Annotated in this window: 8 protein-coding genes; 6 read left to right on the top strand and 2 right to left on the bottom strand. The window is 72.3% G+C overall.

Annotated elements, in window-relative coordinates; all coding sequences use genetic code 11:
• Positions 1-44: 44 nt before the first annotated feature.
• Positions 45-1,628 (bottom strand): NADH-ubiquinone oxidoreductase-F iron-sulfur binding region domain-containing protein, encoded by a 1,584-nt coding sequence (locus ACFU5O_RS02745; protein WP_384235475.1) that lies wholly within the window; start codon positions 1,626-1,628, stop codon positions 45-47.
• Entirely contained in the window at positions 1,625-3,238 is a 1,614-nt protein-coding gene (locus tag ACFU5O_RS02740; protein ID WP_384235472.1) for a hypothetical protein, read from the bottom strand. The genes ACFU5O_RS02745 and ACFU5O_RS02740 overlap by 4 nt, the downstream gene beginning before the upstream one ends.
• 527 nt (positions 3,239-3,765) lie before the next feature.
• On the opposite strand from ACFU5O_RS02740, the gene leuS reads away from it, so the two are divergent.
• From leuS to ACFU5O_RS02710, 6 genes are all read left to right on the top strand, one after another.
• Positions 3,766-6,639 carry a leucine--tRNA ligase gene (gene leuS / locus ACFU5O_RS02735; protein ID WP_384235470.1) on the top strand — a complete coding sequence of 958 codons (2,874 nt, stop codon included), beginning with the start codon at positions 3,766-3,768 and terminating at the stop codon, positions 6,637-6,639.
• Positions 6,640-6,816: 177 nt separating this feature from the next.
• Positions 6,817-7,563: a hypothetical protein gene (locus ACFU5O_RS02730; RefSeq protein ID WP_384235468.1), complete on the top strand. Its 747-nt coding sequence runs from the start codon at positions 6,817-6,819 to the stop codon at positions 7,561-7,563.
• A gap of 328 nt (positions 7,564-7,891) precedes the next feature.
• The gene (locus ACFU5O_RS02725; RefSeq protein ID WP_384235465.1) at positions 7,892-8,737 is read left to right on the top strand and encodes a DegV family protein; all 846 of its coding nucleotides are present in this window, start codon (positions 7,892-7,894) and stop codon (positions 8,735-8,737) included.
• Between the two features lie 616 nt (positions 8,738-9,353).
• The gene (locus ACFU5O_RS02720; RefSeq protein WP_384235463.1) at positions 9,354-10,103 is read left to right on the top strand and encodes a helix-hairpin-helix domain-containing protein; all 750 of its coding nucleotides are present in this window, start codon (positions 9,354-9,356) and stop codon (positions 10,101-10,103) included.
• Complete coding sequence (locus ACFU5O_RS02715) at positions 10,100-12,598, top strand: ComEC/Rec2 family competence protein (RefSeq protein WP_384235461.1); 2,499 nt, start codon at positions 10,100-10,102, stop codon at positions 12,596-12,598. Before ACFU5O_RS02720 ends, ACFU5O_RS02715 begins: the two co-directional genes overlap by 4 nt.
• A gap of 362 nt (positions 12,599-12,960) precedes the next feature.
• On the top strand, positions 12,961-13,773 hold the full coding sequence (locus ACFU5O_RS02710) for an arylamine N-acetyltransferase (RefSeq protein ID WP_384235458.1): 813 nt from the start codon (positions 12,961-12,963) through the stop codon (positions 13,771-13,773).
• The last annotated feature ends 17 nt before the right edge of the window (positions 13,774-13,790 follow it).

The following is a 13,790-nucleotide window of genomic DNA, read 5'->3' as shown; positions in this document are numbered from 1 at the left end:
CGAAGAGGGCCACCCGATCCGGGTGGCCCTCTTCCGTGTCTCCGTCAACCCCGGCCGCTGCCGAGGGCCTTGCGGTCGCCGCCCGGGGGCAGCGCCGGACGGCGCTCCCGACCCGGCGCCTGCTCGAGTCGGATCGCGAGGGCCGGGCAGCGGCGTACGACTCGTTCCGCGCGTCCTCGCAGGTGCATCGGCACCGCGGCCTCCGCCACCGAGGGGAAGCCGTCCGCGCCCATGCGGATCAGCTCGGGCACGATCTCGGCGCAGATGCCGTGGCCCTGGCACAGCGTCCAGTCGATGGCGAGCTTCTCACCGCTCGGTATCGACTCCTCCGCCTCCTCGTAGCCGGGCAGGGGCAGCGGCAGCACACCGGTCGTCTCGCGGCCGCAGCCGCCGTGCAGGACGTGCGCCGCCAGGTCGTCCGTGAACGCCGACAGGGTGGACGCGAAGAAGCGCGCGGAGCCGTCCGGGTGCTTGCAGGCGCCCCGTCCCTTGACCGCCTGCGTGACCTCGCGCAGCGCCTCCAGAGCGGCCGGTCCGCCGCCGTTGATCACGTCGGACAGCCCGCCGGCCGCGGCAGGGAGACCCAGCTTGCACGGACCGCACTGGCCGGCCGTCTCGGCGGCGAGCCAGTTCGCCACGCGCTGTGCCTCGCCGAGAGGACACGTCTCGGGGCCGATCGGCAGGATCGCGCCCGCGCCGAGCGCGCCGCCGACATTGGCCAGCGACTCGCGTGAGATCACCGCGTCGTGGGTGGCGGCGGCGTCGATCCAGTTGCCGTGGTACCCGCCGGTGAGCACGCCCTGGGGGACCGGCGGCGCACCTGCCAGCTGCAGCACGTACCGCAACGGCACACCCGTCGGCACCTCGATCACCATGGGGCGCGCGACCGCGCCGGAGACCGTCAGCATCACTGTGCCCGGCTCGTTCTCCAGGCCCGTGTGGCCGTATCGGCGGGCCCCGATCCGGGCGGCGACGGCAAGCTGCGCGAACGTCTCCGCGTTGGACAGCAGCGTCGGTGCCCCCGCGACGCCGGACTCGGCGGCGCGCTCACGGCGGCCGGGAGGCAGCGCGGGGCCGCCGTTGATCGCGCGGATGATCGCCGATGCCTCGCCGGAGACCATGCGCTCGGGGTTGCGCTGCACCCGCGCCCGCATCTGCTGGCCTCGCCGGTCGGACAGCCCCCGCTCGGCGAGGGCGGCACGCATCGAGATCTCCGTCGAGTTGCGGGTCACCGCGACGATCAGGGTGCGTGCGCCCAGTGCCTCGGCGGCGAGCAGCGCGCCGTCCAGGATGAGGTGGGGCGCCCTGTTGACCATCACGGTGTCCTTGCGGCACGCCGGTTCGTCCTCGCTGGCGTTGACCACCACGACGGGTCGCACGCCCCGCCGGATCGCAGCCTTCGCCACCGCCCGCAGTTTCTTGTCGAAGGGGAAACCTGCTCCACCCCGGCCCCTCAGGGACATGTTCTCGGCGAGCTGGGCCAGCCGCTCCCCGGTCATCGGCTCGAGCGGCCCGTGCACCTTCAGGTGCATCGAGAGATCGAGGCGCTCGACCAGGTCGAAGCCCTGCGTCAGCTGGGGGAGACCGACGACGCGGACTTCGGGGACATCGGGGAGAGGGGCGTTCACGGTCGTTCTCCTGCGGGTGCGTGCCAAGGTTCCCCGGCCTGGGGAGGATAGAGCGGGCCGGGTGATTGTCGCGTGTCGTCCACGGACGACAGAGGCGAGGTCGGGCTGGGGTTGTCGTAGCCGGCGCCTGCGGTGCCGCTGCTGTACGCCGACGCCGAGCCGTAACCGCCCGTCGCCGGGTCGTACGGATCGGTGTACACGGGCGTGGCGCCGGTCTCGTACAGCGGGTTGGCGCCGGTCTCGTAGAGCGGCGTCGAGCCAGTCTCGTACGTGGGCATCGCGCCTGTGTCGTACGCGGGCATCGCGCCTGTGTTGTACGAGGGCATTGCGCCTGTGTCGTACGCGGGTATCGAGCCTGTGTCGTACGAGGGCGTCGCGCCCGTGCTGAGCGGGTCCGCGGTGCCCGTCTCGTACCGCGAGGACGCGGGCGGCGGGGGAAACGCCTGCGCGGGCGGCGGCGGGGAAGGCGCCGGCCACAGACTCGGGCGGGGAGCCGACTCGTCGATGACAGGGAGCTCCTCTGTCATGGGAATGCGCTCGGCGAGGGGGACGTCGCCGGAGGGCGCGGATGCGCCGGTCCCGGTCGGGCGAGCGGTGGTGTCGCCGGCCAGGGAGACCGCGCGGTAGGCGGCGGAGATCCCGGTTCCGGGTCCGTCACCGGGCAGCGGCCCGCCGGTCACCGGGCCGGCTCCGAGGAAGGACCCCGTGGCCGTGGCCGGCTCGGCGACCGGGGGCGGCGCCGCTTCGTAGAGCGGCGGGGCGGGAGCCGCGATGCGCCTCGGCTCACCGCGCGGCGGTGCGAGCGGCTGTCCCAGGGGCGCGCCGAGCGGCGATCCCAGGGGCTGACCGATCGGCCGGCCCAGCGGTTCGTCGAGGTCCTCCGGACGCCGCCGCGGGAAGTCGCGCTCGTACTCGGCCCCGGAGGTGCCGCCCGGGGCGCCGGGCAGCGGGGCGTCCGACATGTTCCGCCTGGTCTGCTCGGGGACCTCGGCAGCCTGGCCGCCCGACCCCATCAGGGCCATGACACGCTCGGCGAGGCGCCGCTGTGTCTGGCGCGGCAGCAGTCGCAGGGAGACGGCCCCGGCGACACCGGCCAGGGCGAGGCAGTACATGGTGGTCACCCAGGTGGCGGCGGGGCGGCCGGTGTAGAGGCCGTGCATGAGCGCCGCGCACCACGCCGGGTAGGCCAGCATGTGCAGGGCCCGCCAGCGGCCGGCCATCCGGCTGTTGCCCGCGAGCGCGCTGCGTGCGGCACCGGTGGATGCCGCGACCACCATCAGCATTCCGGCGAGCGAGCCGAGGCCTATGAGGCCGGAGGTACCGGTGACTCCCAGGCTGAACGGGATGAAAGCGCCGATCAGTTCGACGTGTCCGAGCGAGACCTTGACCGTGCCGTGCAGCAGCAGGAAGCCGAGCGAGGCGACCGCCGTGGTCCGGTGGATGGCCTGGGCCAGCAGCCGGTGGCGGATGGAGAGAAGCAGCCGGTCGGTGGCAAGCAGTCCCCAGGCGACCGAGGCCGTGAGCGACAGCAGCGAGAGGACACCGCTTGTGAAGTCGAGCGCTGCGCGGAAATCGTCACTGCCGCCGACGGCGAGCAAGGGGAGGAACACGAGAGCGGCGACACCCAGCCCGCCTTGCACTTGCCGGCGGCTGGGGCCCGTATTCGGGCCGGGTGTCGAACGGATCTTGCGACGAGGGTTCATGGGGGCGACTCCGAGTGGTGCGGGAAAGCGGTCCCGTGTTCGCATGCTAGGTCGAGCCATACCAAGCAGTACGAGGTTTCTGCCTTTAGTGGTCAGCCTGACTGGCAACTGACCCTGGGGTTGCCCCGGATAGGGCCGATACGCCGAGTAACTTCGAGGGTCGAGCGGTCCAGGTGGCGCGCCGACAAGTGTCCGAATCGTGATCACGAGGACCGCGCGGACGCTCGATGCGGCCCGGACCGGCCCTGCGGTACCCTGACGCCATGCGTGCCGTACGCCTTCTGCTTAGCGGGCCGCGCTGATCAGTCCCGACCGGTGAGTCGTCCGGTCGGAATCGGCGCGGCGTCCCCTCCTGTGCGAGGGGTCCTTTTGTTTGTGGGCACAGCCCGTTCCGGGGAACGCCGGCAGAGACGATCGATGGAGCTTTAGGGATCATGAGCGAGACGAATTCTGCTGCCGCAGAGGTGGCCGCACCCCACCGCTACACGGCAGCCATGGCCGCTGATATCGAGGCACGCTGGCAGGACTTCTGGGACGCCGACGGCACGTACGAGGCGCCCAACCCGAGCGGTGACCTGGCCGGTGACCCGGCTGCCGTCGCCCGCCCCAAAAAGTTCATCATGGACATGTTCCCGTACCCCTCCGGCGCGGGCCTGCACGTCGGACACCCGCTGGGTTACATCGCGACCGACGTCTACGCCCGCCACCAGCGGATGACGGGCCACAACGTCCTGCACACCCTGGGCTTCGACGCCTTCGGCCTGCCCGCCGAGCAGTACGCCGTCCAGACCGGCACGCACCCGCGGGTCTCCACCGAGGCCAACATCGAGAACATGAAGATCCAGCTGCGCCGGCTGGGCCTGGGCCACGACAAGCGCCGGTCGTTCGCGACGATCGACCCGGACTACTACAAGTGGACCCAGTGGATCTTCCTGCAGATCTTCAACGCGTGGTACGACGAGGATGCGAAGAAGGCCCGCCCGGTCGCGGACCTGGTGGCGCAGTTCGAGAGCGGGGAGCGCGCGACTCCCTCCGGGCGCCCCTGGAACGAGCTGAGCGCCGTCGAGCGCGCCGAGGTCCTGGGTGAGTACCGCCTGGCCTACGCCTCCGACGCCCCCGTCAACTGGTGCCCCGGTCTGGGCACCGTGCTGGCCAACGAGGAAGTCACCGCCGACGGCCGCTCCGAGCGCGGCAACTTCCCGGTCTTCAAGGCCAACCTGCGCCAGTGGAACATGCGCATCACCGCCTACGCCGACCGGCTGCTGGACGACCTGGACGCGCTGGACTGGCCCGAGGCGATCAAGTTGCAGCAGCGCAACTGGATCGGCCGCAGCGAGGGCGCACGCGTCAACTTCCCGGTCGAGGGCCACGACGGTGAGCGGGTCACCGTGTTCACCACCCGCCCCGACACGCTGTTCGGCGCGACCTACATGGTGCTGGCTCCCGAGCACAGCCTGATCGACGCGATCCTGCCCGCCGAGTGGCCCGAGGGCATCCCGCAGGACGTCAAGGACGCCTGGACGGGCGGCGCCGCCACCCCGGCCGACGCCGTGGCCGCGTACCGCAAGCAGGCGCAGACCAAGAGCGACGTCGAGCGGCAGACCGAGCACAAGGACAAGACCGGAGTCTTCACCGGCACGTACGCCGTCAACCCCGTCACCGGCGGCCGGATCCCGGTCTTCGTCGCCGACTACGTGCTGATGGGCTACGGCACGGGCGCCATCATGGCCGTTCCCGGCCAGGACGAGCGCGACTGGGAGTTCGCGGAGGCCTTCGGCCTGCCCATCGTCCGTACGGTGCAGCCGCCGGACGGCTGGGAGGGTGAGGCGTTCACCGGCCAGGGGCCCGCGATCAACTCCTCCAACGACGAGATCTCCCTGGACGGCCTGGGCGTCGCCGAGGCCAAGGCGAAGATCACCGAGTGGCTGACCGGGCGCGGCATCGGCGAGGGAACCGTCAACTTCCGCCTGCGCGACTGGCTGTTCAGCCGGCAGCGCTACTGGGGCGAGCCGTTCCCGATCGTCTACGACGAGGACGGCGTCGCCCACGCGCTGCCCGACTCGATGCTGCCGCTGGAACTGCCGGAGGTCGACGACTACTCGCCGCGCACCTTCGACCCGGACGACGCCGACACCCGGCCCGAGACCCCGCTGTCGCGGAACGAGGAGTGGGTGGACGTCGAGCTGGACCTGGGGCGGGGCGAGGGCGTCAAGCGCTACCGGCGCGAGACCAACACCATGCCGAACTGGGCAGGTTCGTGCTGGTACGAGCTGCGCTACCTGGACCCGCACAACCAGGACAAGCTGGTCGACCCGGAGGTCGAGCAGTACTGGATGGGCCCGCGCGAGGGACAGCCGCACGGTGGCGTCGACCTGTACGTGGGCGGCGCCGAGCACGCCGTCCTGCACCTGCTGTACGCCCGTTTCTGGTCGAAGGTGCTGTACGACCTGGGGCACGTCTCGTCCGCCGAGCCGTTCCACAAGCTGTACAACCAGGGCATGATCCAGGCGTACGTCTACCGGGACGGCCGCGGCTTCCCGGTGCCGGCCACCGAGGTCGAGGAGCGGGACGGAAAGTTCTTCTTCGAGGGCGAGCCGGTCAAGCGCGAGCTGGGCAAGATGGGCAAGTCCCTGAAGAACGCCGTCACTCCCGACGAGATCGCGGCCGAGTACGGTTCCGACACGCTGCGCCTGTACGAGATGGCCATGGGTCCGCTGGACGTCTCCCGGCCCTGGGACACGCGTGCGGTCGTCGGTCAGTACCGGCTGCTGCAGCGTCTGTGGCGGAACGTCGTCGACGAGACGACCGGTGAGGTCACGGTCGTGGACGACGAGCCCGACGAGGCGGCGCTGCGCGCGCTGCACAAGGCCATCGACGGTGTCGGCCAGGACATGGCCGCGCTGCGCTTCAACACCGCCATCGCGAAGATCACCGAGCTGAACAACCACCTGACGAAGACGGGTGGTCCTGTAGCGCGGTCGGTCGCGGAGCGGCTGGTCCTGCTGATCGCGCCGCTGGCGCCGCACGTCGCCGAGGAGCTGTGGCACCGGCTGGGGCACACGGACTCCGTGGTGCACCAGGACTTCCCGGTGGCCGACCCGGCGTACGTGGTGGACGAGACCGTGACGTGCGTCGTGCAGATCAAGGGCAAGGTCAAGGCACGCCTGGAGGTCTCGCCGTCCATCACGGACACGGAGCTGGAGACGCTGGCCCTGGGTGACGCGGCGGTCGTCGCGGCGCTGGGCGGGGCGGGGATCCGGAAGGTGATCGTGCGGGCACCCAAGCTGGTGAACATCGTCACGGCTTAGCCGCAGGCCGGGCGGGGCCCGGCAGAAGGCCAGGGCGGCCGCGAGCGAAGCCGTCCCTGGTCTTTCCCCTACGGGCAGGTTGGGGGTTCCGCTGGAACCCTCGGCCTGCCTGTTGCGTTTACGGTGAAGGAACACACAGGACGGCCGGCAGGCCCGCGACTCCGGAGGGCGCCCCCCATGGAAGCAGTCATCCTCATCCTGGCGCTGCTCTTCGTCGCGTTCGTGGCGCTCGGAGCGTATGTGAGCGTCAAGGCGATCGGCGCGGCCAAGCGCGGCGTGGACCGTACGATCACCCAGGCGCGGCGCACCGTCGAGGACACGACGCTGCGGGCCAAGAGCCTCGGGCAGGTCGGTGTGAGCGGTGAGCTGGCGCAGCTGCGGCTGCAGCTGCGCACGTCGATGAAGGCCACGCAGGACGCGCTGCACGCGGGCGTCGCCGAGGACGCCTCGCTGAAGGAGTCGATCGGCCTGTTCGAGCGGCTGAGCGCACACGGGCACGACCTGGACGACGAACTGAGGCGGCTGGAGCGCGAGCCCGACAAGAGCCGGGTCGTGGAGCGGCTGCCGGATCTGCGCGAGCGGGTGGAGCGGATCAAGCACTCCGCGGAGTCGCTGCGATGGGCGGCCAGGGACCGGGCCCGGACCTTCGCGGAGGACGACCTCGAGGCGCTGAGCGCGCAGATCGACGTGGAGGCCGGGGCGCTGCGGGACTGGTCCCGCACGGAGCCGGACCGGACCGCGGAGACAGCGTCCGGCCCGCTTTCCGGGCCTGCCGCAGGTACGGGGCCCGGTACGGCAGGCACTGGGCGGACGGCCGACGCCGAGGCCGACGCGCCACGCCCACAGGCGATCACGGCACGCGATCCGCGGCAGCCGTCGACGTATTCGTGGCAGAAGTCGGCGAGCCCGGAGACGACGAACTAACACTCGGAGACGGGGTGGCTGGAGAGCCGCCGCGTCCGCGACAAAGCGGCCGCCTGCCAGAGATGGACACGTGGCCGTCGCCGGTCGACACCACCGCCCGCCCGCGAGCGGCGACACCGCCGGGCGACCGGGCGACCGGCAACCGTTCATCGAAACGGAATGCGTGCCCGCGAGGCCGTGCGGGCACATGGAGGCTGTGAACCCCGCTTGCGCCGGGCTCCCATGCCCGTCGGGACCCTCCGGGGCCGGCGGCGTCCGCCGAACGGAACCGATCGGCAGGGCGGGGTCGGGCTGCCGTGCGGCGCCCCCTGCGGGTAACCTCCCGCTCATGTCCCGCCATGTCGCGATCGTCACCGATTCAACGGCCTACCTGCCGCCACAGACGATGGAGCGGCATCACATCACAGCGGTGCCGCTGACCGTCGTACTCGGCGACCAGGCGCTCGAAGAGGGCACAGAGATCTCGGCCCGCTCCCTCGCCGTCGCGTTGCAGAAGCGGCGATCGGTGACGACCTCCCGACCCAGCCCCGAGACGTTCGCCGCGGCCTACCGGGCAACCGCGGAGGCCGGCGCGGCCGGAATCGTTTCGCTGCATCTGTCGTCCGAGTTCTCCGGGACCTACGACGCGGCCGTGCTGGCGGCCCGCGAGGCGCCCGTTCCGGTCCGGGTCGTGGACACCGGCATGGTCGCCATGGCTCTCGGCTTCTGCGCGCTCGCCGCGGCGGAGGTGGCGGACGCGGGCGGCACACTGGACGAAGCGGTGGCCGCCGCCGAGAAGAGGGCCGCGGGAACGTCCGCCTTCTTCTACGTCGACACTCTCGACTATCTGCGCCGCGGTGGCCGCATCGGCGCGGCGCAGGCCCTGCTCGGGTCGGCACTCGCGGTGAAGCCGCTGCTCCAGCTCGACGGCGGACGGATCGAACTGCTGGAGAAGGTCCGTACGGCCTCGAAAGCGATCGCCCGGCTCGAGGAGATCGTCGCCGAACGAGCGGGAACGGGACGGGTCGACATCGCAGTCCATCATCTCGCCGCGCCGGAACGGGCGTCGGCGCTGGCGGAGCGGCTGCGGGAGCGGGTGCCCGCCCTCGCCGAACTGCATGTCAGTGAGGTCGGCGCGGTGATCGGCGCGCATACCGGTCCCGGGCTGCTCGGGGCTGTGGTCTCACCGCGCTGAGTCCCTCGTGCGGGTGACCGAGTTGTCCACAACGGGGTGGTCATCCACCGGAATTGAGGCCGCTCGGCGGGAATGCCCGGATGTGCCTACCGTCATGTGGCATGACTCAGCGATCACGCTCCGCGACGAGTGGCCCGGGCCGGGCCCCGGCCTCGGACGGCCGCGTCCGCGACAGCAGAAGACGGTCGTGGGCCGGACGCCCGGCGCCGATGTCGTCGACCCCACCGGCATCGCCCTCGGCGGGGGCGTCCGCGACAGCCTTGGCCCTACGACAGCGTGCGGACGCGCTGTTCCAGCCGCCGGTCACGGCCGCCCGGGACCACGGGGTCGCGGCGCCGCGACAAAGGGGCCGTCCGGGGGCTTTGACCGGGCCGTGGTGCCCGAACCGGTCGTGCCGGGCGCCTCGGATGTGCCGGCTTCGGCCCCACGGTCCACGGCGCGGCCGTCGGAGGCCACGTCAGAAGCCCCCGCGTCCGCAGATCTCCCGCCCGCTGAGCTGCGTGGGCTTGCAGGGACCGCAGGGGCCGCGCCGGTACGGGCCGCGCCCGAGCGGGCCGGGCCAGGTCCGATGACGTCCGGGCGCCCAACCTCCCAGGTACCAGCCTCCGAGACTCCGATGCGCAGGTCGTCCACATCCGGGTTGTCGGCGTGGGAGCGCCGGCGTCTCGCGCTGCGCGAGCGGCTGCCGCTGTGGATCCGGCTCAGGTGCGGGATGGAGCCGAGGACACTCGCCGCGCTGGCGGTCGTCCTCCTGGTGGCCGTGGGGTTCGCCGCGCAGCACTTCTGGGCCGGACGGCCGAAGCCGGTGCCTGCGCCCGAGCTGGTCGGCAAGGACCGCCCCACGTCGGCTGCGCCCGTCGACGGAGGGCCCGGTGCGGAGCCGGAGCCATCGCCGGGACCGCCCCCCACGGCAGGGCCTGGCGCGCCGATCGTCGTCGATGTGAGCGGCAAGGTCCGGCGTCCGGGCGTCCTCCGGCTGCCCGCCGGTTCGAGGGTGGCCGATGCCCTGAGCGCAGCCGGCGGAGTCAAGGCGGGGACGGACCTCACCGGGCTCAACCGGGCGCGGGTGCTCATGGACGGTGAACAGGTGGTCGTGGGCGCAGCTCTGCCCGGCTCACCCGCTGGGGGCCCGGTTGGCGGAGCCGCAGCGGGGCAGGCAGCCGGACCGGCCGCGGGACCGACAAGCCTGAACAGCGCGACTGTGGAGCAGCTCGACGACCTCCCGGGCGTGGGCCCGGTTCTCGCCCGGCACATCGTCGACTACCGCACCGAGCACGGCGGTTTCCGTTCTGTGGACGAACTCCACGAGGTCAAAGGGATCGGCGATCGCCGGTTCGAGGACCTGCGGCCCCTGGTGCGGCCATGAGGAGCCCGGTGGTGCAGACCGAGGCCCGTGACCTGCTCGGCACATCCGGCCGCCCGCACGAGGGCCCGATCGACATCCGTCTGGTCCTGCCGGCGCTGGCCGCGTGGGGAGCGGCGGCCTTCGCCCTCACCGCAAGGCCGCCCTGGCCGGCGGTGTTGTCCGGCGTCTGCCTCACCGTGGCCGCCCTGCTCCTTGCACCCCTGTTCGTGCGCGCCGTCCGACGGCGTTCGCGGCAGGGGCCGGCGAACCGGGTCGCGGCCGCCGCCATATTGGTCTGCGCAGCCGCGGGGGCAGGGGCCGGCGGACTGAGCGGAGCCGACCTCTACCGGGGCCCGGTGCCGGAAGCGGCGAATCAGTACGGCCGGGTCACGGCGGAGGTCACGGTCACAGGCGATCCACGCACCCTCCAGCCGCGTGTCCGCGGCGACCGTATGACGAGAGCGGCGGTCGCGCTGACTGCGGAGGTCATCCGTGTGACGGAACCGGACGGGTCCGCCGTGGCCACACGCGCACCCGTACTGGTGATCGTCAGACCCGGTGAGTCGGCGACGGCGTGGTTACGTCTGCTGCCCTCGACGCGGCTGCGGCTGTACGCCCGCGCGGAGCCGCCGCTGGAGGAGGACGGCCGGTTCGCCGCCGTCCTGAGAACACAGGGTGCCGGACCGCCCCGGATCACCAAGTCCCCGACCGCGATGCAGCGGACCGCGGGGGACCTGCGCGCCGGACTGCGCAGAGCCACCGACGGCCTGGACCCGGATGCCCGGGCCCTGCTCCCAGGGCTGGTCGTCGGCGACACCTCCCGGATCGGGACCGAGCTCCACGACGCCTTCCGCGCGACGGACCTCACTCATCTTCTGGCCGTCTCCGGCAGCAACCTCACGATCGTGCTCTTCCTGCTCATCGGGCCCCCGGGCAGAGCCCTGCAGGCCGAACGCGGAGGTCTCGCACCCCGGTTGGGCATGTCGCTGCGGACCACGGCACTGCTCGGCGGGACCCTCACCATCGCGTTCGTCGTCGTGTGCCGCCCCGACCCGAGCGTCTTACGGGCGGCGGCCTGCGGGCTCATCACCCTGCTCGCCGTCGGCACCGGCCGCCGCAGATCACTGATTCCCGCGCTGGCCGGGGCGGTGCTGCTCCTCGTGCTGTACGACCCGTGGCTGTCCCGCACCTACGGCTTCCTGCTCTCCGTGCTGGCCACGACGGCTCTGCTCACGCTCGCACCGGGCTGGAGCGAGGCGCTGAGGCGTCGCGGGGTGCCGGGGCGGCTTGCCGAGATGCTGGCGGCGGCTGGCGCCGCGCAGGTCATGTGCGCCCCGGTAGTGGCGGTCTTCGCGGCGCGCGTGAGCCTCGTGGCGATCCCGTGCAACCTGTTCGCCGAGCTCGCGGTGGCACCGGCCACGGTCCTGGGCTTCGCGGCGCTCGCAACGGCTCCGGTGGCGATGCCGGTCGCCGAGGTGCTCGCCTGGTGCGCGGGACGGCCGGCCGAGTGGATCGCCGGTGTCGCCCGTACCGGCGCGGCACTGCCGGGTGCCGAGATCGACTGGCCGGACGGCTGGCCCGGAGGGATGCTGCTCGCCCTGGTCAGCGGGCTCGCGGTCCTCGCGGCCCGGGCGCTGGTCCGTCGGCCCTGGACCGCGGCCGGCTGTGCCCTGCTGCTCCTGCTGGCGGTGGTGCGCCCCGCGCCGCTGACCCGGGTGATCACCGGGTGGCCGCCGACGGGCTGGGCGTTCGCGATGTGCGACGTGGGACAGGGCGACGCGACAGTCCTCGCGGCCGGGGAGGGCACGGCTGTGGTCGTGGATGCCGGACCGGACCCCGTGCTCACCGACCGGTGCCTCCGGGAGCTGGGAGTCACGCGGATCCCGCTTCTGCTGCTGACGCACTTTCACGCCGACCATGTGGCGGGGCTGCCCGGCGTGCTGCGTGGCAGGGCGGTCGGCGCGCTGCAGACGACGACGCTCGAAGAGCCGCCCGACCAGGCGGCGTTCGTGCGGCGCACCGCGGCGGAGGCCGGGGTGCCGGTGCTCCGCGCGGTGGCGGGGGAGCGGCGCCGTGTGGGGCGTCTGGACTGGCGGGTTCTGTGGCCGGCGGCAGGGCACGGGCCGCCTCCGGAGGGGCCGAACGACGCGAGCGTCGCGCTCCTCGTCCGGGCCGGCGGCCTCTCGCTGCTCCTTCTCGGAGATCTGGAACCGCCTGCTCAGCGGGGGCTGATACGGGCCCACCCTGCGCTCCCTCCGGTGGACGTCCTCAAGGTCGCCCATCATGGCTCCGCTTTCCAGCACCCCGCCTTGCTGGCGGCTGCCCGGCCCAGGGTGGCCCTGATCTCCTGCGGCCGCGACAACCCGTACGGGCACCCGTCGCCGCGCACCCTCGGCGCTCTGCGGGCCCAAGGGGCGGCCGTCCTCCGCACGGACGAGGACGGAGCGATCGCGGTGACCGCAGAGGGCAAGGAACTGCAAGCCGTGCCGCGAGGTGCGGCTCGGTCCAGCCACTGACCGTCGCGCATGAGCAGTCGGCCGGCCGGCTCGTTTCTCCTCACGCCACGCCTTCACCACGACAGGAGTGACCCTGATGTACACCCACGCCTCAAGATCCCGCGGGTCCCAGCTCAGCATCGCCGCGAACGCCTCGACCGGCTCCGGCTCCGGCTCCGGCTCCGGGGCGGATCCCTCCACGGGTCCGGCGGTTACCTCGACGCGCTGCTCCCGACCGCGGGCCGGCTCTGGAGGTTCCATGCGGGAACGCTATGCGGACCGGACGCTGCCACACCTCGGGCCACGGGCGGACATCTGTCGGCCGACCGGCCTAGGACCAGTGGCGCATGGCGCCCCGATGAGGCCGCGGCGAGACTGCTTTCATGGACACATCACCGCCGGTGCCGCCGAGGGAGACCGTCGAGGCCTATCTGCGCCGTATCGGTGCCGCCCGCCCCGAGCGGCCGGATGCCGGGTCGCTGCGCGAACTGCAACTGCGGCATCTGCTCTCGGTACCGTTCGAGAACCTCTCGATCCACCTGGGCGAGAACATGGTGCTGGAGGACACGCCCCTTCTCGACAAGGTCGTGGAGGCCCGCCGCGGCGGCTTCTGCTACGAACTCAACGGTGCCTTCGCCGCGTTGCTGCGCGGCCTGGGTTTCGGCGTGACCCTGCTCCAGGGCAGGGGCTTCGCCAAGGACGGCCGGCTCGGTATCCCGTACGACCACCTCACGCTGCGCGTGGAGACCTGGGACGGCACCGGGCCCTGGCTGGCCGATGTCGGATTCGGCGACCACAGCTCCCATCCTCTCCTGCTGGAGGAGAGGGGCGAGCAGAGCGACCCGGCGGGCGCGTTCCGGATCGTCGAGGCGCCCGAGGGGGATCTGGACGTACTGCGCGACGGCAAGCCGCAGTTCCGGGTGGACCGGCGCCCCCGGGCGCTGGCGGACTTCGAGGCCGGTGCCTGGTACCACCGCACGTCACCGGCGTCGCACTTCACCCAGTCCCTCGTGTGCTCCCGGCTGACGGCGGAGGGACGGATCACCCTGACGGGACGCAGGCTGGTCACGACCGTGCACGGCGAGAGGGAGGAGCGGCAGCTCGGTGACGACGCCGAAGTACTGGCGGCCTACAGGGACCACTTCGGTGTCGTGCTGGACGGGGTACCGGAGGTCCGTCGGCCGGGCGCCGCATGACCTTGCACAATGTGGCG

It is taken from the genome of Streptomyces sp. NPDC057445, from assembly GCF_042802855.1.
Classification (GTDB): Bacteria; Actinomycetota; Actinomycetes; order Streptomycetales; family Streptomycetaceae; genus Streptomyces.
This window is presented reverse-complemented; position numbering and strand designations above follow the sequence as displayed.